This is a genomic window from Variovorax glacialis (assembly GCF_051216375.1).
GTDB lineage: Bacteria > Pseudomonadota > Gammaproteobacteria > Burkholderiales > Burkholderiaceae_C > Variovorax.
Genome location: NZ_JBPJZT010000001.1, coordinates 173100 through 197898 on the forward strand (window position 1 = coordinate 173100; position 24799 = coordinate 197898).

The window sequence follows — 24799 nt, forward strand, 5'->3', positions numbered from 1 at the left end:
TCATGAATCCCCATCGGTCTCGGAACGCTTGAGTCCAAGCCAACGCGTGGCGTTCTTCCATCGAAGTGCCTCTTCGACGTCGTCGCCCAGACCCAGCGAGCGCACGCGCCCCGCCGGGTCCCGATCCATCACTGCGAAGGGGTAGTCCGTGCCGATCATCACCTGCGTATCACCCACCATCGCGACGAGCGCGCGGATGGCCGCCGCGTCGTAGAGCAGGTCGTCGTAGAACATCCTGCGGGCCGCCTCGTTCGGCGCGAGCGGAATCGCGTCGCGCAGCGCTTGCGTCGCCTCCCAGGCGAACTGCATCCGCGTCACCAGGGCCTGGATCGACCCCGCACCATGGCTCATCGCGATGCGCAGCTTCGGATGCCGCGCGAGGATGCCACCGGTGACGAGTGAGGCCGCGGCCAGGCCGATCTCCCCCGGAAAGCCGACGATCTGCTCCAGGAGCGGCGGACCGACCAGGCGATCCATGCCGGCCGGCCGCAGCGGATGCACGAAGACCGCCGCACCCCAAGCCTCGGCGGCGTCGAAGAAGGGCTCGAAACGCGGATCGCCGATGACCACGCCGTTCACGTTGCTGCCGAGTTCCACGCCTGCAAGCCCCAGCGTGTTGACCGCGTGATCGAGTTCCGCGATGGCGCGGCCGATGTCCTGCAGGGGTACCGCAGCGAGTGCGCTGAAGCGCGACGGGGCATCGGCCACCATCGCGGCCAGTGTCTCGTTGAGATAGCGCGCCAGCACGGCGCCGTCATCGGCGTCGAGCCAGTACGAAAGCAGCTCCGGCATCGGCGACAGCACATGGCGGTCGACGTCGATGCGGTCCATGTCGTCGCGCCGCAGCGCCATGTCCCAACTCTGCTGCGGCACGGTGCGATACACCTTGCCCGAGATCATCACATGCCGATGGCACGGCTGCGCCTGCGCCATCGAGGGCCATGGCGAGTCGAGCCGCTTGCCGACATAGGCCGGGAAATCGTGCGGAATGACGTGCGTGTGGATGTCGATGCAGCCGCAGCGCCAGCGTGGTTGGGCGGGTTCCATGTCTTTTCTCCAGGGTGAGCGATGTCGCAGGTGCGGACCAAGGGTTACTCCCTAGTTCGGGAGTTGCTTTCGATGATTGCAAAAGCAACTTTATTGTCTTCTAATCCGGTCACAGCAAAAGGTTGCTTTAACAACTTTCTTGGAGCAGACAATGACTGCAGACGCCGCCACCCTGACCCGCCCTACCCTTCCTCCGCGCACCCAGGAGGTGGGCCTCGTGCGAACCCCGTCGCTCGACGAGCTTCTGACGCGCGCCGCCGCGCTGGCCCCGGTGGTTCGCGAACGCGCACGACAGACCGAACGGGACCGCCGCGTGTCGGCCGAGGTCACCGACATGCTGCGCGATGCCGGGCTGTACCGCGTGCTCCAGCCACGCCGCTTCGGCGGCTACGAGTTGGACATCGAAGACCTTCGCCGCCTGGCCTTCGAGGTCGGCCGGGGCTGCACCTCGACCGGCTGGTGCTACGGGCTGAGCGCCGCCGTCTCATGGGTCATCGCCATGTTCCCGGCCGAGGCCCAGGAAGAGGTATGGGGCGACTCGCCCGACGCGGTGGCCGCTTCCTGCATCGCCCCCACCGGCAAGGCACGCCCCGTCGACGGCGGCTTCATGCTGAAGGGCCGCTGGGGCTTCGCGAGCAACTGCGACAACGCAAGCTGGCTTTCGCTCGGTGCCATGGTCGACACGGGTGAAGGCCAGCCGCCGCGGCCCATCTTCCTGCTGGTGCACGAGCGCGAGTACCGCGTCATCGACAACTGGCACACCGTGGGACTGGCAGGCACCGGCAGCAAGGACATCGGGATCGAGGACGAGATCTTCGTGCCAGCGCACCGCACCGTGGGTTTCCGGGAAGTCCTCGAGCAGGAAGCGCCGGGCGCGCAGGCGAACCGGGCGCCGTTGTACCGCGTGCCCTTCCTGAGCGGATTTCCGCCGCTGCTGGCAAACCCCGCGGTGGCTGCGCTGCGCGGTGCCATCGACGAGTTCGTCGAGACCGTTGCCGCACGTGCCACGCGTGGCGCCTTCGTCGGCGGCGGCCACACGATCGCCAACTTCGGCCACGTGCAGACGGCCGTCGCCGAAGCCGAAGCGGCCGTCGATGCGGCGCAGCTGATCCTGCAACGCGACCTGCGCGCCGTGTCGGACATGACGGTCTGCGACGACAGGCCCAGCGTCGAACAGCGCATCGAGTTCCGCCGCGGCCACGCCTATGCCGTGCGGCTCTGCGTGAGCGCGATCAACGGCCTGTACGACGTGGTCGGCGGCACCGGCATCCAGCTCGACAGCGGCGTGCAGCGCGCATGGCGGGACATCAATGCGGTGGCACATCACATCAGCGTCAACTGGCACACGGTCTCGACCATGTACGGCCAAATGCGCCTGGGCCTGCCGCCGCGCGGGCAGTACTGAATCACACGGAGCGACGAACATGATCCGTTACCAGAAACTCGGTCGCATCGAACTGAACGTGACCGACCTCGGGCGCTCGCGCCGCTACTACGAAGAAGTGGTCGGCTTGCAGTACGTCGGCATCGGCGCGGAAGGCGAAGTCCTGTTCCGCTGCGACCAGGACCACCACAGCCTGGCACTCCATTCGGCCGCCAGCGCCGGCCTCCGCTGCGCCGGCTTCATGCTCGAGAGCATGGCGCAGTTCGAACCGCTGCTGGTTCGCCTCGACCAGGCCGGCATCGAGGCGCACGAGATGCCCCCGCAGGCCTGCGAAGCACGCAAGCAGAAGCGCGCGGTCCGCATCTTCGAACCCCTTGTCGGCGCCGTCATCGAGTTCTATGTGCCCGAGGACGATTCAGCGCGCCCCTTCAAGCCGACCGTGGCGCGCATTCAGCGGCTCGGCCACGTGGTCTTCAACACGCCGCAGCCCGAAGCCGCGTTGCGCTTCTGGCGCGAAGTGCTCAACTTCAAGGTCTCGGATTCGGTCGGCGACATGATCACCTTCCTGCGCTGCTGGCCGAACCCCTACCACCACGGCATCGGCATCGCCAAGTTCAACCAGCACAGCCTGCACCACGTCAACTTCATGGTGACGGAGGTGGACGACGTGGGCCGCGCGCTGAGCCGGCTGCGCAAGGCCGATTCGGCGGTGGTCTTCGGGCCAGGGCGGCATCCGGCGTCCGACAGCCTGTTCCTCTACTTCCTCGACCCGGACGGACTCACGATGGAGTACAGCTTCGGCATGGAAGCCTTTCCCGAGACTTGCGCGCGCGAGCCGCGCGAATTGCCACTGGCGCCCGAGTGGCTGGACCAATGGGGTTCCATCAGGGATCCTCGCTGCTTCACGGGCGCCGGCGCCAATGCGCCCTTCGAAACCAGCGAGGTGAACTGAAATGCACACGATCCACACCGCACCGCAATCGGTCGATCCCCGCGAGTTGCGCAACGCCCTCGGTCGATTTGCTACCGGCGTCTGCGTGGTCACCACCATCGGCCAGGACGGCCGCGCCGCCGGGCTCACCGTCAATTCGTTCAGCTCCGTCTCGCTCGATCCGCCGCTCGTCGCCTGGTGCCTCGGTCGCAAGGCGCCGAGCCTGAATGCCTTCTCGGCCGCCGCGTACTTCGCGGTGCACGTGCTCGCCGCCGACCAGCAGCACATCGCCATGCATTTCGCGAAGCCGTCGGAGAACAAGTTCGCCCTGCTCGAAGGCGAATTGCAGCAGGGCATCGGCAACGTGCCGGTGCTGGCCAATGCGCTGGCACGCTTCGAATGTCGCAAGTCGGCAATGACGGACTGCGGCGACCACGTGATGTTCTTCGGCCAGGTGGAACGCTTCACCTACCAGAGCAGTGCGCCGCTGGTGTTCCACGCGGGCCGCTTCGTCGAAGACGCCCGCGCGGCCTGACAGCCACCGGCCGCCGCGTGCGGCCCTGGTCCACAACAACGATTCGGAGACTCGACATGCGCACTCAATTTCGCAACCCCTGGTGGATCGTGCTGGGCTCCGTGCTCGGCCTCGTCGTCGGCAACGTCACGGTGCTGCAGTTCTCGGCGTCGGTGATGATGAAGCCGATCATGGCGGAGTTCGGCTGGAACCGCAGCGTGCTCTCGGCCGCCGTGATGATCGGCTCGCTCTGCGCAGCCGCGTTCACACCGGTCATCGGGAAGCTGATCGACCGGCATGGCGTCAAGCCCATCACCCTGGCATCGATCACGCTGTTTGCGCTGTCCACCGCTGCGATGGCGCTGGCGCCGGGCGTGGCCGCCGTGTTCATCGGCATGTTCTCGGTGCTCGGTCTCTTCAGTGCGGGCCAGGCACCCCTGCCCTATGCCAAGTCGATCGCAGCCGCATTCGACCGCCGGCGCGGGCTGGCCATGGGCATTGCGATGACGGGCGTGGGCCTGGGTACCGCGCTGGTGCCGCGGCTCGCGCAGGTCTACCTCGACCAGTTCGGCTGGCGCGGCGCCTACGTCGCGCTGGGCGCGACCGTCTTCGTGATCGCGTTCCCCGCGGTGGCGCTGTTCATCGGCGAGCCCGCGCGCCAGCGCGATGCGTCCGCGGCGCCGTCGCTCGCCCTTCCTGGCCTCAACGCCAGAGACGTCGTGCGCACGCCCGATTTCTGGATCCTGGCGTTCGTCTTCCTCTGCATCCCGGTCGTGGCCAACGGCATCATCGTCCACCTGGTGCCGTTGCTGACCGATCGAGGCATTGCGCCGCAGCAGGCTGTGAGCATCTTCTCGAGCATCGGCGCTTCGCTGATCCTGGGCCGGCTCGTTTGCGGCTACTTCCTCGACCGCTTCTTCGCGCCCTATGTGGCGATCGCCTTCATCCTGATCCCGATGACGGGCGTGATCACCTTGCTCGCCAGTTCGGACCCCGCGCTCACGACCCTGGGCGCGGTGATGGTCGGCCTGGGCCTCGGCGCCGAGGTCGACTTGATCGGGTACCTGCAAAGCCGCTACTTCGGCTTGCGCGCCTTCGGCCAGGTGTACGGCTACCTGTTCGCGGTCTTCACTGTCGGCAGCGGCGTTGGTCCCTTCGTGATGGGCGCGACCTTCGATGGCACGGGTTCCTACCGTGTGGCCTTGATGGGCTTCGTCGTCGCACTGGCGCTGGCGGCGCTGGCCCTGCTTCGGCTGCCGAGGCGCTATGCATATCCGGTGCAACACGCCACGTCGACAGCCGCTGCGCCGTCCGGCGAATCCGCGCCGCTCGCCCGCACGGCCTGATATTTCTCTTGTTCCCAAGACTCATGAAACTGATCACCTACTCCCACGAAGGCAAGACCTCGATCGCCAGGCTCGAAGGCGACCTCGTCATCGACCTGCCCGCCAACGACGCGTCACTGCCCACGACCATGCTCGAACTGCTGAAGGCCGGGCCCGAGGCGCTCGCGAAGGCAAAGGCCATCGCGACAGATTCCGCCCGAACGCTGCCACTCGCGAGCGTCAAACTCCTTGCGCCAGTGCCCAACCCGTCCAAGTTCCTTGCCTTGGGCATGAACTACAGGAAGCACGTCGAGGAAGCGACCAAGGTCGGCGTGAAGACGCCCCCTACGCAGGTGTGGTTCAACAAGCAGGTGTCGTGCATCAACGGTCCCCACGGCGACGTGCACCTGCCGCGGGTCTCCGACAAGCTCGACTACGAGGTCGAGCTCTGCGTCGTGATCGGCAAGCGCTGCCGCCACGTCCGCCGCGAGGACGCGCTCGACGTCATTGCCGGCTACATGGTCTGCAACGATGTCTCGGTGCGCGACTGGCAACTGGCCGTGCCGACCATGACGGTCGGCAAGTCCTTCGACACCACCGGACCTACCGGGCCGTGGATCGTCACGCCGGACGAGATCGCGGACCTCGACGCGCTGCGCCTTCGGCTGTGGGTGAACGACCGGTTGCGCCAGGACGACGTGGTCGGCTCGATGATCCACCGCGTGGCCGACCAGATCGCCTACCTGTCGACGGCCTTCACGCTGGAGCCGGGCGACCTGCTGGCCACCGGGACGCCTTCCGGCGTCGGCGTGGCGATGGAACCGCCCTCGTTCCTCAAGGTCGGCGACGTCGTGCGTGCGCAGATCGACGGCCTCGGCACGCTCGTGAATCGCGTCGTTGCCGAGCCTGCATGACGGGTTGAAACCGCGGTCGTCGTCTCATCGATGCCACCGCCTGATCGGTGAGCGCTTCTTTGCATCTTCTGCATGCGGAGCCCGCTGCCTACGATCCCCATCCCTGAAAGCACAAGCTACGCGCACGACAACATGAAACCCAACTTGCAAGCCCTGGTCGCCGATGCACGCAACGCCCTGAACAGCGAAGGCGAACTGATCGGGCCAGACGAGCTGACCAGTCCACGCTTCGAGCTGTTCAGTGCGGCGAATTCCATCTGCTCGCAGAAGGTCCGCGCCGTGCTGGCGCACCACGGACAGGCCTACCGATCGCACGCGATGGACCTGTTCGGCGGGCAGACCTACCTGCCGGCCTATGTCCGGCTGCGGATCCTCGGATGCGACGACATGGGCGCCGCGCTGGTGAGCCGGCACGCGGGCAGCACGTCGGTGTCATTCGGAGGCGGTTGCGATGCCGCGGTGGTCCCGACGCTGATCGACTGGGAGACGGGCGAGATCGTGGTCGACTCCAAGCGGATCTGCAACCACCTCGACGCCGCCATGCGGGACGCCCCGACAAGGCTGCGCCCTGAACGCCTGGCGGCTCGCATCGATGAAGAAATCGACCTCATCGACAACCTGCCGAACTACCAGATGTTGAACGGCCTGCCGCCCGATCGGGACCAGAGGCCAGGGGCACTGCGCGGCAGGACGGGCGTCGCCTTCGCCATGGGCAAGGTCGAGCGTTGCGACCGCTACCTTGCGCAGTGTGCTGACGAGGAAGCCCTGGTGCGTGCCTACACGGCCAAACGGTCCAAGGAGCTCGATGCGGCGCAACAGCTCTTCACGGAATCCGCGATGCGCGATGCCTACGACCAGGCCGAGCTGGCCTGCCTCTCGCTCGAGCAGAAGCTCAGCGCATCGACGACCGCGTGGTTGCTCGCCGAGCACGTCACCATGGCCGATCTGTTCTGGGGCGTCGAGCTGATGCGCATGCACAACCTCGGCGCCGACACGTTCTGGAAGGACGGCGCCCGGCCGGCCGTCGCCAAGTTCGCCGAGCGCACGAGAAGCCTCGATGCCATCCGGCAGGCCATCGTCGACTGGCCCGGCGCCTTGTTCTGAGCCCGTGCCGGCAACACCATGCGATCGATGCCGCGCCGTGGTTTAAGCTTCCGGCCACTCCAGTTCATCTGGAGGGCAGTACCCCCGTCTCCGACATGCCGCGCAGCCCTTCCCCTCCATCCGCAGCCAAGCCACTCCCCGCCAAGCGCGTTCCCCAGCGCACCGGACACGGTGTGTTCTACGACCTCGACAGGTCGGTCGGCTACCTGCTCAATCGCGCGGCCAGCATCATTGCGGCCCGCTTCAGCGACGACCTCAAGGTGCATGGCGTCAACCTGCAGACGTGGCGGGTGCTGGCGGCGCTGAACTTCGAGAACAACCAGTCGCTCACCGACCTGGCCAACCACACCGGCGCGGAGCTGTCGTACCTGTCGCGATCGGTGGTCGCCGCCGAGAAGCGCGGCCTGGTAGAGCGCGTGGCGTCGAGCGCCGACAAGCGCGCGATGGTGCTGGCGCTGACGCCCGCCGGCTTGGCGCTCGTGAAGGAACTCTCACCCCACGGCCATCGGATCGAGGAAACATCGGTCAAGGGCGTGTCCAAGGCGGATGTCGAGACGACCCTGCGCACGCTGCACGCGATCTATCACAACCTGGTCGACAGCACCGAGGCGACGACCGACGTGAACCGGAAGCTGACGGTGGCGCGCCGGGTGAAGCGGCGCGGGGCGGCCGACTGACGCCCGAGGGGCGCCGCACTCGGCGCGGCAACGATGCCTCGCCCGAAGGCGGGCCGGTTCAATCCTTCGCCTGATCTACCAGGCGCATCAGCGAGAACGCATTGCCGCAGCAGACCTTGCGCAGGTCCGCGCTCGACAGGCCCGCTTCGCGCACGGACCGCATGCCCTCACGGATGAACATCGGGCCGCCTTCCGGATCGAAGGGACAGTCGCTCGCGAAGACGACGTGGTCGGGACCGAAGAAGTCCAGGCCGCATTTCAGCGCCGCGGTCGAGCCGTTGAGCACCGTGTCGCCGTAGAACATCTTGAAGTAGTCGATCGGCGCCTTGCGCAGGTTCTTCAGCACATCGGCCTCCGAGTTGTCCGCGCTGCGCGATCCGAGCTGCGCCCAGAGTGTCTCCGCCCGCCCCCCGAAATACGGCAACATGCCCCCGCAGTGGTGCGTGATCAGCTTGAGTTCCGGCAGCTTGTCGAACAGGCCCGAGAACACCATGCGCGACATCGCCACGCTGCTCTCGAAGGGCCAGCCCAGTACCTGCCAGATCTCGTACTTCGACTTCTCCTCGTCGATGTAGTCGGCCTTGGTCGCCGGCCGCACCGGGTGCATCCACACCGGCAGGCGATGGTGCTTCGCCATCCGCTCGAACACGGCAAAGAACTCCGGATGGTCGAGCGCCCGCCCGTTCACGTTGGTCAGCACCTGCACGCCCTTCGCGCCCAGCTCGCCGATGGCGCGGTCCATCTCGACCAGCGCGGCCTCGGGGTTGTTCATCGGCAAGGTGGCAGTGAACGCCGGAAACTTGTGCGGCCACTTCCGGCACATCTCGGCCATGCCGTCATTGGCGATGCGCGCCAGCGCCGGCGACGCGTCGGGTCCGGCCAGCATCTCGGGCGACGGCACCGCCAGGCTCAGCACCTGCTGCACCTGCGGGAACTGGTCCAGCATCTCGACACGCGCCTCGATGTCCCACAGCATGCGCAGGGTGGTCATGCGCTTGACCATGCCGGCGTCCTTGCCGAGCTGCTGGACCTTCTCGAGGTATTGCAGCGGCATGACGTGGTTGTAGATGTCGATGAAGACTTCGGGTTGACTCATGGTTTTCTCTTGCTTCCTTATTCGGCTTCGATGTGGGCGTCTGCCACCACCTTCTTCCAGCGCGCGATGTCCGAAGCCATCAGCTGGCGCAATTCGGCCGGACTGCTGGTCCTGACCGTCAGGCCCAGGTCGGCCAGCTTCCTGCGGACGTCGTCCTGCTGCATCACCTGCAGGAAGTCATGGTTCAGGCGTTCCACCAACGGCGCCGGCATCCCTGCGGGGCCGAACACGCCGTACCACGCGTCCACGCCTTCCAGCGCCGGGATGCCCTGCTCGCGAAAGGTGGGCACGTCCGGCACCAGCGGCGAACGTTCGGCCCCGGTCACGCCCAGCATGCGGACCTTGCCGGCCTGCACTTGCGGCAGCACCGACTGCACCGTCGCCAGCATCATCTGCACCTGCCCGCCCATCGTGTCCGTCAGCGCGCCGGAGAAGCCCTTGTACGGCACGTGGACCACCTCGATGCCGAGCGCGGACTTCATGAGTTCCATGCCCAGGTGATGCGGCGTGCCGTTCCCGGGCGATGCATAGTTCAGCGAGCCGGCCGGGTGGCTCTTGATGTACGCCAGCAACGAGCGCATGTCGTTCACCGGCAGGTTCTTGTTGACGATCAACGCGAAGCCTGCGGTCGCGAGCCGCGCGATGGGTGTGAAGTCGGTGGCCGGGTTGTAGGGAAGCGACTTGTACAGCGATGGCGTCGCCGCCAGGGTATTGATGGCCATCAGCAGCGTCTGGCCGTCGGGTGGCGCCTTGGCCACGCGGTCGGCGCCCAGGTTGCCGCTCGCACCCGGTCGGTTGTCGACCACCACGGGCTGCTTCCACAGCTCGCCCAGGCGCGGCCCGATGATGCGCGAGATCGTGTCGCTGCCGCTGCCCGCCGTGAAGGGCACGACCAGCGTCACGGCGCGTGATGGAAAGGCCGCCGCACCGGACTGGGCCATGGCCGGACCGCCACAGGCGATGGCCGAGGCCATGAGCATGGCCTTGCGTCGTGTGATCGCGTTCACCTGTTTCTGTCTCCGTCGTTCTTGGAAGGCGATGGTACGCAGCCGATCCTCATGTCGACAGATCGCATTTTCGGCAGGTCGATGCCGAAAACGAATCAGCAGCGCCGGCAAGGCGCTCGAGTCCGAACTGCGAACCCGGTTGTCGCCAATGCAGCACCGGGCCCTCGACCGAGGGCTCGCACGGAGATACAAAACGCGCGCCACAGCTTAGTCTTGCGCATCCATTCGACACGCACGCACAGCGCATGAAGCTCAATTCCCTCCGCGATTTCATGGCCGTTGCCGAACGCGGCAGCCTTCGGGCCGCCGCGCGCCAGCTCGACGTCACACAACCCGCCATCACGCGAAGCATCCAGGAGCTCGAGAAGGAGTTGGGCGTCGTGCTGCTCGAGCGCCGCGCCAAGGGCGTCTCGCTGACCAAGATGGGCGAGGTGTTCCTGCGCCGCACCCGCGCGGTGCACTGCGAACTGGAGCGCGCTCGCAGCGAGCTCGACCAGTTGCGCGGCGAGATGAATGGCCACATCTGCGTCTGCCTGTCGGGCGTGGCGCACATGGCGATGCTGCCCAGCGCGATGGCCGCGTTCCGCCAACGCTTTCCCAACGTGCAACTCAACATCATCGATGGCCTCCTGCCCAGCGTGGAAGCCGAACTGAAAGACGGCATCGTCGATTGCTATGTGGGCCCGACACTGGGCGAGGTCTCCGGCGAGCTGACCGCCGAGAAGCTGATGGACAGCTACCGCGTCATCGTCGGCCGGCACGGCCACCCGCTGGCCAACGCGAAATCGCTGCGCGACCTGGTGGACGCCGAGTGGGTGACGACCTCCGTCACCTACCGGGCCGAGGAAGAGCTCGCACCGCTCTTCGCCAGCCATGGCCTGCCGCCACCGCGCCTGATCGTGCAGGCCAAGTCGGCGCTGACCTTCCTTTTCACCGTCGCCTATTCCGACCTGTTGATGCTGTTGCCCATCCAGTGGACGCAGACGCCGCTGTTCCGCGATGCGCTGCAGCCCATCCACGTGGCCGAGCGGCTGCCCTCGCCGCCGATCTGCATCGTGCGACGCAACAGCCTCCCGCTCACGCCGGCGGCGGACTACTTCTGCGACATGATCCGGCGCGCGAGCCGGCACGTGGACGCCACGATCGAGATCCCGCCGCCGGGCCAGCTTGCCGCGTCGCGCCGCGCCGCCGCGTCCTTCACCTGACCTGTTGGCGCTGCGTGCCCAGCGGGCCGCCCGACAGCGTCATCACGTCGCCGTGCTGCAGGAAGCGCGGCGGCTTCATGCCCAGGCCCACGCCTTCGGGCGTGCCGGTGATGACCACGTCGCCCGGCAGAAGCGTCATGAAACGGCTCAGGTACGACACGATTTCGGCCACGCCGAAGATCATGTCGGCGGTGCTGCTGCGTTGCCGCGCTTCCCCATTCACGGCCAGCGCCAGTTCGATGCGCTGCGGATCGGGCATCTCGTCGGTGGTCACCAGCCACGGGCCGATCGGGCCGAAGCCGTCGAAGCTCTTGCCCTTGCCCCACTGACCACCGCGCTTGATCTGCCAGTCGCGCTCGGACACATCGTTGGCCAGCACATAGCCGGCCACATGGTCGAGCGCGCGCTCGACGCTCACCTGTCGCGCCAGGCTGCCGATGATCACGCCCAGCTCGACTTCCCAATCGCCTTGGACCGAACCTTCCGGCAGCACGACGTCGTCATCGGGACCCGCCAGCGAAGTGATGGCCTTGGTGAACACGACCGGTTCGGGCGGAAGGTCCAGCCCGGCTTCCATCGCATGCTTGCGATAGTTGAGGCCGATGGCCACGAACTGCCGCACGCCGGCCACCGGCACGCCGATGCGGGTGCCGTCCGGCACCAGGGGCATGCGCTTCAATTCGATGGCGGCCAGCGCCTGCAGCTTGTCGGGAGACAGCCAGTCGGGCGTCAGGTCGGGCACCAGCAGCGAGAGGTCGCGCATCCGGCCTTCCCCGTCCAGTGCACCCGCTTTTTCGTGGCCGGGCTGGCCGTGGCGAAACAACTTCATATCGTCAGCTTTCTTGAAAAGAAAAAAGGGCCGGGATCCATTGCGGGAAGTCCTGGCCCTGCAAGGCCCCGCGCGTGGTTGACGCGCAGGAGCCGAATCGGCGCGCCTTGGCCGCGCGCCACCTTGGATCATCAGAACGAGTGGCTGATGCCCAGGTCATAACCCCGGGCGGAGGCGGGCGCATAGCCGGCCGCGGCAACGAACGCACCCGTCGGTTGCGGCGGCACGCCCATCACCATCGGATCGCTCTTGCCGTTCTTGATGTTGGCGAAGGCCGCAGTCGCATAGAGCAAGGTTCGCTTCGACAGGCTGTAGGTCATGCCCAGGGAGAACTTGGAAATCGAGGCATCCTGGTTGATCGCGGACAACAGCGGCGCGTCGGTGCTGAACTTGACGTAGCCATAGCTGGCCCTCAGCCGCAGCGGGCCGAACGGCGCGGAGATGCCGACCATCGCGCCGTCGTAGTCGTTCGAGCTCGACGCGGCTGCGCCGGGCAGCGCGAACTTCGAGTCCACGGTCGCACGCGAGATCTCGCCGTAGAGCTTGACGTAGCCGAAGTCGTAGGTGGCGCCGAGATTGACCGTCGTGATCTTGGTGTTGGTCAGCGGGCTGGTGTAGGGCGCGACCGCGTCGATCGCGGTGCTGACCTCGTAGCTGGTGGAGACGTCGAGCTTGCCGTCGGCATAGCCGACGCGGCCGGCGGTGACCTGGCCGCGCTTGGAAGGTGTGTCGGGCTGGAGCGAGCTGTTCACGTTCTCGGCAAAGTTGGCCATCGCCTGGCCATAGAACCCGCCCAACGTGGCCGGCGTGAAGTAGCCGATGGTGTTGTTCGCGAAGATGTAGTTCGCTGGCCCACCGAACGGTCCGTTGAGCAGCCCGCCGCCCGGCAGCGCGGTGAACACGGCGATGCGCGCATTCACCATGCCGATCAGGTTGGCGCCAACACCGGCATTCAGGAAGGGGTCCGTTACCGTGTCGACCCAGAAGGTCGGCGTGATGTCGCGTCCGAGGCGCACCTCGCCGTAGGGGCCGGACAGGCTTACGGTCGTGCGCCGCGCATTGAGCGGCATCGTCCCGTCGTCGGCATTGAGCGAATACTCGAGCCAGAAGTTCGCGGCAAAGCCGCCCCCGAGGTCCTCCGTGCCGCGAAAGCCCCAGCGGCTCGGCACGAAGTTGCCGCTGGTCATCGCGGTCTGGCTGAGCGTGATGGATGGCGCCCGGGCCGGCGTGATGGCGCCGACGTTGTCGCTCTTCATGCTGTAGTAGCTCACACCCGTGTCGACGATGCCGAACAGGGTGACCGAGGACTGGGCGAGCGCAGCGCCCGCGAAGCCCAGGAATGCCAGTGATACCAATGTCTTCTTCATTTCCGTTGTCTCTCTTTTTTCTGATGGCTGTCGAAAGGAAGTCGCGACTCCGTTCGTTCTTCGGGCGCGAGCCGGCCCATCGCGTCCCGTCAGGGAGCGCGAGCGGTGTGCAGTTGCGTGCGGGTGGGGGGTGGCCCGGAGGCCTTGTCAGCTCACGCCGACCTCGTAGTCGATGTGGCTGAACTGGCCGTCGAACAGGGCGATCGCTTCAAGCACCTTCGGCCGAAACGCGGCGCGCTCCGGCGAGGCGAGCATGCGGTCGATGTCGGCGCGGCTTTCGAAGTCGACGACGATCTGGCAGCAGATGTCGGGCGGGTTGTCTTCGCGCTTCCTCGGCCAGAGCGCCCGTGCATTGCGCACGCCGGGCAGCGCGCGCAGCCCGGGAACCAGCGACCGGTTCATCAGCGCCTCGAATTTCTCTTCCATGCCGGGCCTGGCCTGGCCGACCCAGAACGCGGAGCGGATCCACATGGCGCTCAGCCCCCGAAAGCCGGACGGGCCGGAACGAAGCGCGTCATGCGCCGTGCGACGCGCTGGCGCCAGTCGCCGTAGGGCTCGTAGCCTTCGCTCTTCTCGCACAGCGACTTCGTCAGGGCGACGATGTCCTCGTTGCTCTGGCTGAAGTCCAGCGGGATCAGGAAGGGCTGCGTGATGTACCAGTCGGTGTCGACGAAGAACTCCAGGTTGTTGCCCTCGGGGTCGTGCGCGTAGATGCTCCACGCGATGCCGTGGTTGGCCGGGAACAGGTTGCCGCCGCCCGCGGCCTCGAGCCGGCCCAGCATGTCGCGCAGGTCGTCGAGCGAACCCATCTTGAAGGAGATCTGGTTGATGCTCGGACCGAACTGCGCGTTGGCGGTGTTGGCGGGCAACTGGTCCGGGCGGCCGGTGGCCAGCACGATCTGGTGATGGTCGTCGGGGCTGCGCGACAGGAACACCAGGTCCATGCCTTCGGCATCGCCGCGGTCGGTCACGGTGAAGCCGAGCACGCCGGCGTAGAACGCCTCCATGGCGGCGATGTTCTTCACGCTCAGCCCCATGTGGCTGAACATCAGGTTGGGGGCGGTTTTCGCGGTCAAGGTGTCTCCTCTATGTTGGGGTGACGCGATGGAAGCGTCACGGTCGGCGAAATGTATGACGGCGCTTACACGGCAACGAGATGGAGAAATGACGGGATTGATCAACTTCCGGCATCGCCTGCGCGCGCTCGTTCCCGTCAGTGCGCGGCCTCTGCCGCGCACTGCAAGGCGAAAGCCAGCTGCTGCAGTTGCAGCGCTCGGCCGACGTGATGGAAGTCCATGCAGTGGCCGGTGCCGCGCACCATCGCGGCATCCACGCGCGGGGACTTCGACAAGGCCCTGGCGAAGCTGTCGACCTCGCCCTGCCCGCAGATCCAGAGCCGATCGATCTCGGCCTGCCGGTAGTGCACCGGCACCGTGATCCTGCCCAGCGTCGTGGGCGCGTTGTGGCTCCATGTGCTCACGATGTCGACCAACTCGGCCTTCGGCGCGCCGGCGCCAGCCACGGCCGTCGAGAGGCCCGGCATCGCCGGATCGAAGCTGCCTTCGGGGCCGAACATGAACTGGGCCTTGGCCTCGGCCGGAAGCTCCACGATCGGGATGTCGGGCAGGCTTTCCCACAGCGGCTTGTGTTCGGGTGGCGTGTTCATGCACACGCCGGACACCGCAAGGCCGATGAGGGGCAGGCCGTCCGGCTCGCTGGCGATCGTCGCCGCGATGGCGCCGCCGATCGAATGCCCGACCAGCACGATGCCGCGCGTGCCGCCGCCGTAGCGCTCCCAGGCCTCCTTCAGCGCCTTCGTAAGCACGCCGGCCTGGCCGCGGATGGTGCCTTCGGCGGCCGGCAGGATGGGGCTGTCGACATAGCCCGGGCGGTCCGGCGCGATGATCGGAATGCCGTTGGCCGCGGCCTGCGCCATGAGCGAGGCGCCGGGCACATCGAAGTAGGCCGAGGTGTACGTGCCGCCGTGGATCGCGACGATGAGGGGCGTGTTCGCGGCCAACTGCCCCGCCACCAGCCGATGCCGGCCGGAGAGCCCGCCGAACAGCGATGCGGTGTGTTGCGTGGAACTCATGGTGTCTCCTTCTGGTTGTCGTGTCATGGCAGCGCGTCCGCCTGCAGCCTGCGCAGCGCCGCCGGCGAGTAGTAGTCGCCCGCACGCACCACGCCCGAGATCTTGTGCATGTTGGCCACGTCCGCCAAGGGGTTCGCGTCGAGCAGCACGAGGTCGGCGTGCTTGCCGGCCTCCACCGTGCCCATCGTGCTTTCGCGGCCGAGGAAGCGGGCGCCGTTCAGCGTGGCGATCTGCAACACCTGCAGCGGCGTGAGGCCGGCCTGCGCGAAGAGGTCGAAATCCTGATGCAGCGAGAAGCCGGGGACGACCCAGAGCGAGCCGCCGGTGTCGGAGCCTGCGAGCATCGGCACGCCGGCATCCTGCAGCAGTTTGGTGAACCTGAGTTGCAGCACGAAAAAGCGCTTGTAGACCTCGCGGTTGTCGGGCGAGATGCGCTGCGCGAACTGCGTTCCGAGCTCGTTCCACATCTGGCGCACCGGCGGCGGCATGAAGCGGTTGTTGAGGTCGTTCCTGTAGGCCGGATCGTCCGCGACCTGCATCGTGCGCAGCCGGATCAGCGTCGGCACCTGCCACGAGCCATCCTTGACGAGTTCGCCGGCCAGCTCCTTGCACCGGCCTTCGTCGAAGCTGTCGATGACGCGCTGCATGCTTTCGAACTGGTGCGGCTTGGTCATCATCATCGGGTTGGCGATCATGCGGGCAAGCATGGCCTGCATCGCCGGCGTGGTCGGCCCCACCTGCGGCGGCTCCGAATGCGTGTGCGCCACGAAGTCGCGGATGGGCGCCTCGTCGCGCGAGCAGCCGAGCAGCATCACCTCCAGCGGCCCGAGGTGCTCGATGGAATGCATGATCTTCGCGCCCTCGCGCACGTCGATGTCCATGTTCATGTGACCCGAATAGGTCAGGCCCTGCGCCTTCGCCTCCTTGCCCGCGGCATAAAAGTTCCTGCTCGACAGACCTACCGTCTTGATGAAGTCGGCCCCTTGGGCCTTCTGCTTGCGCACTTCGGCTTCGGCCGCTTCGGGTGTGGGCGTGAGCGTGTCGGTCAGGATGGTGCCGGGCAAGGCCAGAAGCTCCGGCGCCTGCGGGTAGTCCAGCTTGCCCGCGGCGCGGGCCTGCAGCAGTTCGGGCGAGCCCGACATTTGGCGATAGCCGGTGACGCCGTTGGACAACATCAGCTTGAGCGTGGGGCGCGGATCGGGTGCGTTCAGCGGATGGGCGTGCATGTCGAGGTAGCCCGGCACGACGAACTTGCCGCGTGCATCGACCGTGACGGCATTGCCACGGACTTCGATCGAGGAAGCACGCGCGATCCGGGAGATCTTGCCGTCCTGGATGACCACGCTCATGCCGGGTGCAAGGCGGCCGTCCTTGACGTCGACGACGGTCACACCTTCGATGACCAGGCCCTGGTCGACCACGGCCCTCGCCGGCGGCGCGGCAGCGACCTGGGTGCCCATGGCCATGAGCATCAGGCCGAGCCAGGTGGCGGGCGCGAAGGCGCTTCGATGAATCACACGATGTTTCCGAACTGGCACTGCTTGTCTCCTAGGGGTGTTGCGGGGCGATGGCATCGGCGCGATCACAGCGGGTACTGCCGCTTGTTCTGGCTCACCGTCACCAGGTTCAGGTCGGTGAACATGTCGATGGCCCACCGTCCGAATCGCGCCCAACCGCTGTCCTTCACGCCGCCGAACGGGATTTGCGGCTCGCCACCCATCGTGGGGCCGTTGACGTTGACCATGCCCGACTGGATCTGTCCGCCAAGCGTGATGCCCTTCCACACGTCCGCGGTCATGACCGAGGCGGACAGGCCGAAGTCGGTGCCGTTGGCCTTGTCGATGGCCTCCTGCTCGGTGTCGAAAGGCTCCACGATCACGACCGGGCCGAAGATCTCTTCACGGTAGATCGGCGCGTTCGGCGGCACATCGACCAGCACGGTCGGCTCGAAGCAACGACCCGCACACGCGCCGCCGGCCAGCACGCGTGCGCCCGCGGCCACCGCCTGCTCGACGCCCTTGCGCACGTTCGCGACGGCACGGTCGTTGATCAGCGGGCCGATCTTGTTCGCGGGGTTGGCAGGGTCGCCCGCCTTGATCGCCTTGGCACGTGCGACGAAGCGTTCCAGGAAGGCGTCGAACAGGGGACGTTCCACCAGGACCTTGCGCGTGTTCATGCAGATCTGGCCCTGATGGAAGAAGGCCGCGAAGATCGCCGTGTCCACGGCGTAGTCGAGCTCCGCATCCTTCAGCACGATCATCGGGTTGTAGCCGCCCAGTTCGAGGGCAATGCGCTTCAGGTGCTGGCCGGCGCGCGCCGCCAGCATCGCGCCGGTCGCGGAGGAACCCGTGAAGTTGTACGCGCGCACCTTGCGGCTTTCGAACAGCTTGTCTGCGATCGGTCCGACCTGCCCGGGTGCATGGGTGACGACGTTGAGGACGCCGGGCGGGAATCCGGCCTCGGTCAGGATCTCGCCCATCAGCAGGCCGGCACACACCGGGGCGTCCTCCGAGGGCTTGAGCACCACCGTGTTGCCGCACGCGAGCGGCGCGACGACGGTGCGGAAGCCGAGGGCGACCGATCCGTTCCACGGCGAGATGCCGCCGATGACGCCGAGCGGCTTCCGCAGTGCCATGGCGAACACGCCGGGTGTGTCGGACTGGACGATCTCGCCGCCCGGCAGGTACGGATAGCCGGCCGCCTGGCGCAACAGGCCGACAGCCCACTGGATCTGGAAGCGCGCGAAAGGCGCGGCGGCCCCTGTCTCCTGCGCCATCAGCAGCACCACTTCGTCCGCACGGCGCTCCAGGATGTCGGCCGCCTTCAGGAACAGCGCCTGGCGCGCGCGCGCACCCATCGCCGCCCATGCGGGGAATGCCTTGTCGGCGGCATCGATGGCACGCTGTGCATCCGCGGCGCCGGACGCCGGGATGCGGGCGAAAACGTCACCGTTGAAGGGGTTCAGATCGTCGAAGGTGCGGCCCCCTTCTGCGTCGATCCACTCCCCTCCGATCAGTTGGCGAAAGTGGCGGGGCGTCCCGGCTGCGGTTTCTGTCATCGCTTGCTTCGTCCTTTGTTGACCGTCATGCCGCGCGCCTGGCGTCGGCTTCTTCCATGAATTTCGCGAGGTTCTGGTTGAACTCGTCGGATACGAGTTGCGGAAAGTGATGAGGCGACGCGATGTCGAGTCGCGAGCCACCGCCAAGCTCGGCCACCGTGTCGCACACGGCATCGAATGCCGGACTCCATCCGCCGGAGATCACGAGGAGCGGGATTCCGGCCCGCCTGACCGTTTCGAGCTGGCGGGCGAGCGTGTCCTTCGACGGCAGCCTGAGCCTGCGGATGGCGATGCCCATGCGCCGGAGTTCCTCGGGGTCGGAGCCGCCGCGCAATTCGGGCGGGATGTTCACGAGCTTGATGAAGCGCTGGATCCGCGTGGTCGGCGAGAAGCTCAGGAACAGCGCGTGGACCATGCCGAACACGAAGCGCCGCACGGCCGGCTTGCCGATCGCGAGCGCGGCCATGGCGGGTTCGATCACGGTCAGCGAGCGGACGGCTTCGGGGCGCTGCGCCGCGGCGGCGAGCGCGACGCAGCCGCCGAAGGAATGGCCGACGAGGTGCGCGCCGTCGCCGAGCAAGTCGGCCACGAGGGCGCCGTCGAGTTCCGCGTCGTCCGGCCGACCAGGGTCCGGACTCCGGCCATGGCCGGGCCGGTCCGGCACCACGACTTGCCAGCCACGGCTCGCCAGGCGCTGCTGCGCGGCGAAGTGGGTGTCGCCGCCCAGGCGGCTGCCTTGCGCACTGCCGTGCACCATCACGACCTTCGGGCCCGAATCGCCCCAGCGGGTGAGGTGCATCATGCTGCGCCGCTCATCATGTCGTTGAAGCGCTTCGTCACGCCGACCTCGTCGGCCCGCTGCGCGTCGCGGCGCACGCGGGCGCGTTCCACCAGGACCTCGACCGCATCGGTGCCGAGCACCTGCAGGGTCTCGTCGATGAACTCCTTGAGCGGCATCGCGCGCGGGTCGGTCATGTTGACGTCCATGAGCTGCGTCTGCACGTAAGGCGGCGCAATTTCCAGCACCGCGACCTTGCTGCCCTGCAGCCGGTAGCGCAGCGAGAGCGTGTACGAATGCAGCGCGGCCTTGGTGGCCGAATACAAGGCCGACGATGCGAGCGGCGCATAGCCCAGCATCGACGAGACGTTGATGATGGTGGCCGCCTTCTGCCGCTTCAGATGCGCGATCAGCGCGGAGTTGATGCGCATCGGGCCGAACAGGTTGACCGCGACGATGTCGGTCAGCCGGCCGTCGTCGATCGGCTCGGCCACGTCGTCGCCGAACATGATGCCGGCGCAATTGATGACCACGTTGAGCGACGGGAAGTCGGCGATCAGCCTCGGGATGACGCGTCCGATACTGGCCGCGAGGGATACGTCGAGTTCGATGGCGTGCACGCCCGGGGCGGCCTCGGTCACTTCCTTCAATGCCGCGGCGCGCCGGTCGGCAATGATGATCTGGTTGCCCTGTCGGTGCAGGGCCTCGGCCAGCGCGCGGCCGATGCCGCTACCCCCGCCCGTGATGAGGATGGTGTTGCCGGAGAGTTTCATGTCGTCGGTCGCCTGTGGTTCATGGGGTTCGGGCATTCACATCCCTACGTATTCGCGCAGCAGCTCGGGCTTCGTGCGCAACGCATCGGAAGAACCGTGCCAGACGACGCGGCCCTTCTCGACGATGAAGTGCCGGTCGGCCAGCCGGAGCAATGGCGCGATGTTCTTGTCGATGACGATCAGCGACAGCCCCTCGGCCTTGAGTCGCGCGAGGCACGCCCAGATCTCGCCGCGCACGAGCGGCGCGAGGCCCTCGGTCGCTTCGTCGAGGATCAGAAGCGTCGGGTTCGTCATCAACGCGCGGCCGATGGCGAGCATCTGCTGCTCGCCGCCGGAGAGGTTGCTTCCGAGGTTGCGCTCGCGCTCCTGGAGACGCGGGAACATCTCGTACACGCGCTGCAGGGTCCACGCGGGCTTGCGTGCATGGCGGTTGTCGGCCGTGGCCACGAGGTTCTCGCGCACCGTGAGGTTCGGGAAGATCCGGCGGCCTTCGGGCACGAGACCGATGCCGGCGCGGGCGACGCGGTGCGCGGGCGCGCCCGTGATGTCGACGCCGCCGATGCGCACGGCCCCGTGGCGCGGTGCCAGCATGCCCATCACCGTCTTCACCGCGGTCGACTTGCCCATGCCGTTGCGCCCGATCAGCGTGACGACCTCGCTTTCGCGCACATCGAAGCTCAGGCCGAACAGCGCCTGGCTGGTCCCGTAGTGCGTCTCGACGGATTCGACTTCCAGCAGTGCGTTCATAGGGCCTCGACCTGGTCGCCCAGATACGCCCGGCGCACTTCTGGGTCGTTGCGGATCTCGTCGACCGTGCCGCAGGCGATCGGCCGGCCGTAGACCATCACCGTGATGCGGTCGGCCAGCGCAAACACGGCGTCCATGTCGTGCTCGACCAGCACGATCCCGTATCGGCCCTTGAGCCCGCGCAGCAATCGGACCATCTCCTGCGATTCCTGATGGCTCATGCCGGCCATCGGCTCGTCGAGCAGCATCAACCGGGGCTTCAGTGCCATCGTCATGGCGAGTTCGAGCTGGCGGCGCGCGCCGTGCGCCATCTCCGAAACGGGCGTACCCGCCTGGGGGCCAAGGCCGACCTGCTCCAGCAAGGCCCGCGCGGGTTTGACCAGGCGCGCATCGCTTGTCACCGGCTTCCAGAACGAGAAGCTGCCGCCGCTGGCGCCCTGCACCGCCAGCATCACGTTCTGCAGCGCGGTGAACTCCTGAAACACCGAGGTGATCTGGTAGCTGCGCGAGATGCCCCGATGCACCCGACGTTGCACCGGCTCGTGCACCACGTCCTCGCCATCGAGTCGGATGCTGCCCTCGTTCGGCAGCAGCTCGCCGGAGAGCTGGTTGATCAGCGTCGTCTTGCCGGCGCCATTGGGGCCGATCACCGCGTGGATCTCCCCGGGACGGACATCGAGGTCGAGGTGATCCGTGGCGAGCAGGCCGCCGAAGCGCTTGACCAGGCCTGTCACCTGCAACACGGGTTTGACGTCCTGCGTCATGGCCGATGCCTGCCGCGCGCTGCGATGGCGCCATACAGACCGTCCTTGAGCTTCAGCGCGACCAGCACCGCCAGCACGCCGAGGATGCCGAGCCAGTGGTTCCGCACCAGTTCGTCGAGCACCGGCCAGCCGGTGTGGAAGGACGAGAAGGCCTCTTCGAGCGAGAGCCACAGCACCGCGCCCGCCACGGGGCCGATCAGCGTGCCGAGGCCGCCCAGCACCACGATGACCACGAGGTCGCCCGACACCGTCCACTGCATGTACGAGGGCGAGACGAAGCGCGTCATGTTGGCGAGCAGCACGCCGGCCAGCACGCACACCAACGCGGAGACGACATAGGCCGCGAGCTTGACCTGCAGCGTCGGAAAGCCCAGCGCCCGCATGCGCCGCTCGTTCGACCGGCAACCGCGCAGCACCATGCCGAATCGCGCATGCACCAGCCGATGAAAGGCAAACAGCACGGTCACCAGCGTCGCGAAGATCACGTAGTACAGCACCACGTTGTCGCCGAGGTCGACGGCGCCGAACTGGCTGCGCGCGTCGAGGTTGAAGCCGTCGTCCCCGCCGTACTGCTTCAGGCTGACCGCGAGAAAGTAGAACATCTGCGCGAAGGCCAGGGTGATCATGATGAAGCCGACACCCTTCGCGCGCAGGCACACCAGCCCGATGACCGTCGCGAGCAGGGCCCCCGCACCGAGTGCCGCGGCCAGATGGGCCCAGCCGTTGCCGATGCCATGGAAGGACAGCACGCCGACCGCATAGGCGCCCACACCGACGTACAGCGCATGGCCGAAGCTCACCATCGCGCCGTAGCCCATGATCAGGTTGAGACCCGTGGCGGCCAGCGCGAAGATCATCATGCGCGACACCAGCGTCACGTAGAAGCTCTGCCCGATGACGTGCGAGAGCACCGGCACCAATGCCAGCGACAGCAAGAGCCCCCCTGCGATCCAATGCCGCGCAGAGACGGTGCTGACACCACCGAACAGGTTCCGGCGATTTGCTGGCGTGGTCTCCGGCGAGGGCGTCGGCGGCCACACGAAATGGGCAAGCTTGGATGTGTCAATCATGATTCGGGAACAGCCCCGCGGGCTTGACGGCCAGCACGATCGCCATCAGCAGATAGATCAGCATCGATGCGATCGCCGGGCCGGCGGCTTGCGCAAACGAGCGCTCCATGAACTCTCGCATCAGGCCCGGCAGGAACGCGCGGCCGATGGTGTCCACGACACCGACGATCAATGCGCCGTAGAAAGCGCCGCGAATCGAGCCGATGCCGCCCGTCACGAGCACCACCAGCGCAAGGATCAGCACCGGCTCGCCCATCCCCGGCTGCACCGAGAGGATCGGCCCCGCCATCAGCCCCGCCAGACCCGCGAGCGCGGCACCCCCTGCAAACACCAGCGCGTTGAGACGATGGATGTTCACGCCCAGCGCATCGACCATGCCCGCGTCCGACGCCCCGGCGCGGATCAGCATGCCGACGCGCGTCGCATGCACGACCCAGTACATCGCCGCGCCGACCGCCAGTCCCACGCCGATGATGGCGAGCCGGTACGCCGGATACGTGAGGCCGAACAGGTCGACCGTGCCCGCCAGGAATTCCGGCACGGGGATGAAGATCGGCGACTGCCCCCAGCCGAAGCGTGCCACCTCGTTGAAGAACAGGATCACGCCGAAGGTGGCCAGCACCTGGTAGAGATGATCGCGGTCGTACAGCTTCGACACCACGATGCGCTCCAGGAGCAAGCCCAGCAGCATGCTGCCCGCCACCGCTGCAACGGCGGCGAGCTCGAACGACCCGCTCCAGCCGTAGACGGCCGCCGCGATGTACGCGCCCATCATGAACAGCGAGCCGTGCGCCAGGTTGATCACATGCATGATGCCCAGCACCAGCGTGAGGCCGGACGAAAGGAGGAACAGCAGCACGCCGAGCTGAAAGCCGTTGAGCAACTGTGTGAGCAGCAGGTGCAGACTCATCTGGCTACTTCATCGCGCACTGGGCGTGGTAGGCGTCCTGATGGTCCTTCAGGGGCGTGGCCACCGTCTTCAGGCTGATGCGGTCCTTCGCATCCTTCGCGACTTCGAAGGCATACCAGTCGTTGATCGGGAAGTTGTTGTTGCCGAACTTCAGCGCGCCGCGCACCGATTCCGGGCTGCCGGCCTTCAGCGCCGCCTGGAAGGCCGGCTTGTCGGCAACGTCGCCCTTGACGCGCGCGATGGCCACGTCGAGCAGCAGTGCCGCGTCATAGCCTTCCGCCGCGAAGAGTGACGGAATGCGGTTGTACTTCTTCTCGAAGGCCTCGACGAACTCGCGGTTCACCGGATTGTTGGTGTCGGGGCCCCAGAAGTGCGTGGCATTCAGGCCCAGCGCGGCATCCTTCAGGGCCGGCAGCGTGGTCGAGTCCAGCATCGCAGACGTCTGCAGCGGGATGGTCTTGCCCAGGCCGGCCTGCTGGTACTGGCGAATGAAGTTGACCGCGAGCGCCCCGGGGAAGAAGGCATACACCGCATCGGGCCTGGCGGCCGCGATCTGCGCAATCTCGGCCGAGAAGTCCGGCTGCGACATGCCGGGCGACAGCTCGTCGACCACCGTGCCCTTGAACTGGCGCTTGAAGCCCTGCAGCGCATCCTTGCCGGCCTGGTAGTTCGGCGCGACCAGCATCATCCGCTTGAAGCCCTTGTCGGTGGCGTACTTGCCGGCCGCTTCGGCGTGGAGGTCGTTCTGCCACGAGACGATGAACTGGTAGGGCGAGCATTGCGCGCCGGCGATGGCCGACGGTCCGGCATTGGTGCCGATGAGGAACACCTGCTTCTCGGTGATGGGCCGCTGCACCGCCATCATCACGTTCGAGCCGATCACGCCGACGATGATGGGCGTCTTTTCCTTCTCGATGAACTTCTGCACCATCTGCAGGCCGACGTCGGGCTTGAACTGGTCGTCCTCCTTGAGCACCTGAACGGGCACGTTGCCGAGCTTGCCGCCGCGCCGCTCGATGGCCAGCATGAAGCCGTCGTAGTTGTCCTGCCCGATGCTGCCGATGGGGCCGGAAAAGGTGCCGAGGTAGCCGATCCTGATCGGCGCCTGGGCGTGTGCGGGTGTGAACGCCAGGGCACCGATGCCCATGAGCGCCGCGATGACCGCGGTCCTGTATGTCGTCATGTTCGTCTCCGGTCTTCTTCTTGT

25 protein-coding genes are annotated in these 24799 nt (G+C 66.9%); 8 read left to right on the forward strand and 17 right to left on the reverse strand.

What is annotated here, in order from left to right; all coding sequences use genetic code 11:
- The gene (locus tag ACSFBL_RS00850; RefSeq protein ID WP_435513839.1) at positions 1-1047 is read right to left on the reverse strand and encodes an amidohydrolase family protein; all 1047 of its coding nucleotides are present in this window, start codon (positions 1045-1047) and stop codon (positions 1-3) included.
- A gap of 151 nt (positions 1048-1198) precedes the next feature.
- Here ACSFBL_RS00850 and ACSFBL_RS00855 point away from each other — a divergent pair, with 151 nt between their 5' ends.
- The 7 genes from ACSFBL_RS00855 to ACSFBL_RS00885 all read left to right on the forward strand — a co-directional run bounded on the left by ACSFBL_RS00855 (position 1199) and on the right by ACSFBL_RS00885 (position 7896).
- Positions 1199-2452, forward strand: a complete 1254-nt coding sequence (locus tag ACSFBL_RS00855; RefSeq protein WP_435513840.1) for an acyl-CoA dehydrogenase family protein — start codon at positions 1199-1201, stop codon at positions 2450-2452.
- Between the two features lie 19 nt (positions 2453-2471).
- Positions 2472-3383, forward strand: coding sequence for a VOC family protein (locus ACSFBL_RS00860; RefSeq protein WP_435513841.1), 912 nt, complete (start codon positions 2472-2474; stop codon positions 3381-3383).
- 1 nt (position 3384) lies between these two features.
- Positions 3385-3897, forward strand: coding sequence for a flavin reductase family protein (locus ACSFBL_RS00865; RefSeq protein ID WP_435513842.1), 513 nt, complete (start codon positions 3385-3387; stop codon positions 3895-3897).
- Positions 3898-3953: 56 nt separating this feature from the next.
- Positions 3954-5222 (forward strand): MFS transporter, encoded by a 1269-nt coding sequence (locus tag ACSFBL_RS00870; RefSeq protein WP_435513843.1) that lies wholly within the window; start codon positions 3954-3956, stop codon positions 5220-5222.
- A gap of 23 nt (positions 5223-5245) precedes the next feature.
- A complete protein-coding gene (locus ACSFBL_RS00875; RefSeq protein ID WP_435513844.1) occupies positions 5246-6115 on the forward strand; it encodes a fumarylacetoacetate hydrolase family protein in 870 nt (289 codons plus the stop codon).
- A 132-nt stretch (positions 6116-6247) separates the two neighbouring features.
- Positions 6248-7219 carry a glutathione S-transferase family protein gene (locus tag ACSFBL_RS00880; protein ID WP_435513845.1) on the forward strand — a complete coding sequence of 324 codons (972 nt, stop codon included), beginning with the start codon at positions 6248-6250 and terminating at the stop codon, positions 7217-7219.
- Between the two features lie 173 nt (positions 7220-7392).
- Positions 7393-7896 carry a MarR family winged helix-turn-helix transcriptional regulator gene (locus tag ACSFBL_RS00885; protein ID WP_435513846.1) on the forward strand — a complete coding sequence of 168 codons (504 nt, stop codon included), beginning with the start codon at positions 7393-7395 and terminating at the stop codon, positions 7894-7896.
- Between the two features lie 58 nt (positions 7897-7954).
- On the opposite strand, the gene ACSFBL_RS00890 is transcribed toward ACSFBL_RS00885, so the two are convergent.
- Entirely contained in the window at positions 7955-8992 is a 1038-nt protein-coding gene (locus ACSFBL_RS00890; protein WP_435513847.1) for an amidohydrolase family protein, read from the reverse strand.
- Between the two features lie 17 nt (positions 8993-9009).
- Complete coding sequence (locus ACSFBL_RS00895; RefSeq protein ID WP_435513848.1) at positions 9010-9999, reverse strand: Bug family tripartite tricarboxylate transporter substrate binding protein; 990 nt, start codon at positions 9997-9999, stop codon at positions 9010-9012.
- A gap of 245 nt (positions 10000-10244) precedes the next feature.
- On the opposite strand from ACSFBL_RS00895, the gene ACSFBL_RS00900 reads away from it, so the two are divergent.
- Positions 10245-11204, forward strand: a complete 960-nt coding sequence (locus ACSFBL_RS00900) for a LysR substrate-binding domain-containing protein (protein WP_435513849.1) — start codon at positions 10245-10247, stop codon at positions 11202-11204.
- Here ACSFBL_RS00900 and ACSFBL_RS00905 read toward each other — a convergent pair.
- The 14 genes from ACSFBL_RS00905 to ACSFBL_RS00970 form a co-directional block, all read right to left on the reverse strand.
- Complete coding sequence (locus ACSFBL_RS00905; protein ID WP_435513850.1) at positions 11197-12033, reverse strand: fumarylacetoacetate hydrolase family protein; 837 nt, start codon at positions 12031-12033, stop codon at positions 11197-11199. The genes ACSFBL_RS00900 and ACSFBL_RS00905 overlap by 8 nt on opposite strands.
- Positions 12034-12164: 131 nt before the next feature.
- Positions 12165-13400 (reverse strand): porin, encoded by a 1236-nt coding sequence (locus tag ACSFBL_RS00910; RefSeq protein WP_435513851.1) that lies wholly within the window; start codon positions 13398-13400, stop codon positions 12165-12167.
- Positions 13401-13547: 147 nt separating this feature from the next.
- A complete protein-coding gene (locus tag ACSFBL_RS00915; protein ID WP_435513852.1) occupies positions 13548-13871 on the reverse strand; it encodes a putative quinol monooxygenase in 324 nt (107 codons plus the stop codon).
- 5 nt (positions 13872-13876) lie between these two features.
- Entirely contained in the window at positions 13877-14476 is a 600-nt protein-coding gene (locus ACSFBL_RS00920) for a VOC family protein (protein ID WP_435513853.1), read from the reverse strand.
- A gap of 137 nt (positions 14477-14613) precedes the next feature.
- Positions 14614-15492, reverse strand: a complete 879-nt coding sequence (locus tag ACSFBL_RS00925) for an alpha/beta hydrolase (protein ID WP_435513854.1) — start codon at positions 15490-15492, stop codon at positions 14614-14616.
- 23 nt (positions 15493-15515) lie between these two features.
- Positions 15516-17009, reverse strand: a complete 1494-nt coding sequence (locus tag ACSFBL_RS00930; RefSeq protein ID WP_435513855.1) for an amidohydrolase family protein — start codon at positions 17007-17009, stop codon at positions 15516-15518.
- 65 nt (positions 17010-17074) lie between these two features.
- On the reverse strand, positions 17075-18550 hold the full coding sequence (locus ACSFBL_RS00935; protein ID WP_435513856.1) for an aldehyde dehydrogenase family protein: 1476 nt from the start codon (positions 18548-18550) through the stop codon (positions 17075-17077).
- 25 nt (positions 18551-18575) lie between these two features.
- Complete coding sequence (locus ACSFBL_RS00940) at positions 18576-19352, reverse strand: alpha/beta fold hydrolase (RefSeq protein ID WP_435513857.1); 777 nt, start codon at positions 19350-19352, stop codon at positions 18576-18578.
- Entirely contained in the window at positions 19349-20101 is a 753-nt protein-coding gene (locus ACSFBL_RS00945) for an SDR family oxidoreductase (RefSeq protein WP_435514509.1), read from the reverse strand. Before ACSFBL_RS00945 ends, ACSFBL_RS00940 begins: the two co-directional genes overlap by 4 nt.
- 36 nt (positions 20102-20137) lie before the next feature.
- Entirely contained in the window at positions 20138-20848 is a 711-nt protein-coding gene (locus ACSFBL_RS00950; RefSeq protein WP_435513858.1) for an ABC transporter ATP-binding protein, read from the reverse strand.
- A complete protein-coding gene (locus tag ACSFBL_RS00955) occupies positions 20845-21612 on the reverse strand; it encodes an ABC transporter ATP-binding protein (protein ID WP_435513859.1) in 768 nt (255 codons plus the stop codon). Before ACSFBL_RS00955 ends, ACSFBL_RS00950 begins: the two co-directional genes overlap by 4 nt.
- Positions 21609-22682, reverse strand: coding sequence for a branched-chain amino acid ABC transporter permease (locus tag ACSFBL_RS00960; RefSeq protein ID WP_435513860.1), 1074 nt, complete (start codon positions 22680-22682; stop codon positions 21609-21611). The genes ACSFBL_RS00955 and ACSFBL_RS00960 overlap by 4 nt, the downstream gene beginning before the upstream one ends.
- Positions 22675-23592 carry a branched-chain amino acid ABC transporter permease gene (locus tag ACSFBL_RS00965; protein WP_435513861.1) on the reverse strand — a complete coding sequence of 306 codons (918 nt, stop codon included), beginning with the start codon at positions 23590-23592 and terminating at the stop codon, positions 22675-22677. Before ACSFBL_RS00965 ends, ACSFBL_RS00960 begins: the two co-directional genes overlap by 8 nt.
- Positions 23593-23596: 4 nt before the next feature.
- Complete coding sequence (locus tag ACSFBL_RS00970) at positions 23597-24775, reverse strand: ABC transporter substrate-binding protein (protein WP_435513862.1); 1179 nt, start codon at positions 24773-24775, stop codon at positions 23597-23599.
- Positions 24776-24799: the final 24 nt, after the last annotated feature.

Coding starts and splice junctions, on each gene's coding strand:
- ACSFBL_RS00860 (WP_435513841.1), top strand. CDS start 2,472: ATGATCCGTTACCAGAAACTCGGTCGCATCGAACTGAACGTGACCGAC.
- ACSFBL_RS00870 (WP_435513843.1), top strand. CDS start 3,954: ATGCGCACTCAATTTCGCAACCCCTGGTGGATCGTGCTGGGCTCCGTG.
- ACSFBL_RS00855 (WP_435513840.1), top strand. CDS start 1,199: ATGACTGCAGACGCCGCCACCCTGACCCGCCCTACCCTTCCTCCGCGC.
- ACSFBL_RS00875 (WP_435513844.1), top strand. CDS start 5,246: ATGAAACTGATCACCTACTCCCACGAAGGCAAGACCTCGATCGCCAGG.
- ACSFBL_RS00925 (WP_435513854.1), bottom strand. CDS start 15,492: ATGAGTTCCACGCAACACACCGCATCGCTGTTCGGCGGGCTCTCCGGC.
- ACSFBL_RS00945 (WP_435514509.1), bottom strand. CDS start 20,101: ATGAAACTCTCCGGCAACACCATCCTCATCACGGGCGGGGGTAGCGGC.
- ACSFBL_RS00965 (WP_435513861.1), bottom strand. CDS start 23,592: ATGAGTCTGCACCTGCTGCTCACACAGTTGCTCAACGGCTTTCAGCTC.
- ACSFBL_RS00880 (WP_435513845.1), top strand. CDS start 6,248: ATGAAACCCAACTTGCAAGCCCTGGTCGCCGATGCACGCAACGCCCTG.
- ACSFBL_RS00940 (WP_435513857.1), bottom strand. CDS start 19,352: ATGATGCACCTCACCCGCTGGGGCGATTCGGGCCCGAAGGTCGTGATG.
- ACSFBL_RS00935 (WP_435513856.1), bottom strand. CDS start 18,550: ATGACAGAAACCGCAGCCGGGACGCCCCGCCACTTTCGCCAACTGATC.
- ACSFBL_RS00865 (WP_435513842.1), top strand. CDS start 3,385: ATGCACACGATCCACACCGCACCGCAATCGGTCGATCCCCGCGAGTTG.
- ACSFBL_RS00890 (WP_435513847.1), bottom strand. CDS start 8,992: ATGAGTCAACCCGAAGTCTTCATCGACATCTACAACCACGTCATGCCG.
- ACSFBL_RS00905 (WP_435513850.1), bottom strand. CDS start 12,033: ATGAAGTTGTTTCGCCACGGCCAGCCCGGCCACGAAAAAGCGGGTGCA.
- ACSFBL_RS00970 (WP_435513862.1), bottom strand. CDS start 24,775: ATGACGACATACAGGACCGCGGTCATCGCGGCGCTCATGGGCATCGGT.
- ACSFBL_RS00955 (WP_435513859.1), bottom strand. CDS start 21,612: ATGACGCAGGACGTCAAACCCGTGTTGCAGGTGACAGGCCTGGTCAAG.
- ACSFBL_RS00900 (WP_435513849.1), top strand. CDS start 10,245: ATGAAGCTCAATTCCCTCCGCGATTTCATGGCCGTTGCCGAACGCGGC.
- ACSFBL_RS00915 (WP_435513852.1), bottom strand. CDS start 13,871: ATGTGGATCCGCTCCGCGTTCTGGGTCGGCCAGGCCAGGCCCGGCATG.
- ACSFBL_RS00850 (WP_435513839.1), bottom strand. CDS start 1,047: ATGGAACCCGCCCAACCACGCTGGCGCTGCGGCTGCATCGACATCCAC.
- ACSFBL_RS00960 (WP_435513860.1), bottom strand. CDS start 22,682: ATGATTGACACATCCAAGCTTGCCCATTTCGTGTGGCCGCCGACGCCC.
- ACSFBL_RS00910 (WP_435513851.1), bottom strand. CDS start 13,400: ATGAAGAAGACATTGGTATCACTGGCATTCCTGGGCTTCGCGGGCGCT.
- ACSFBL_RS00950 (WP_435513858.1), bottom strand. CDS start 20,848: ATGAACGCACTGCTGGAAGTCGAATCCGTCGAGACGCACTACGGGACC.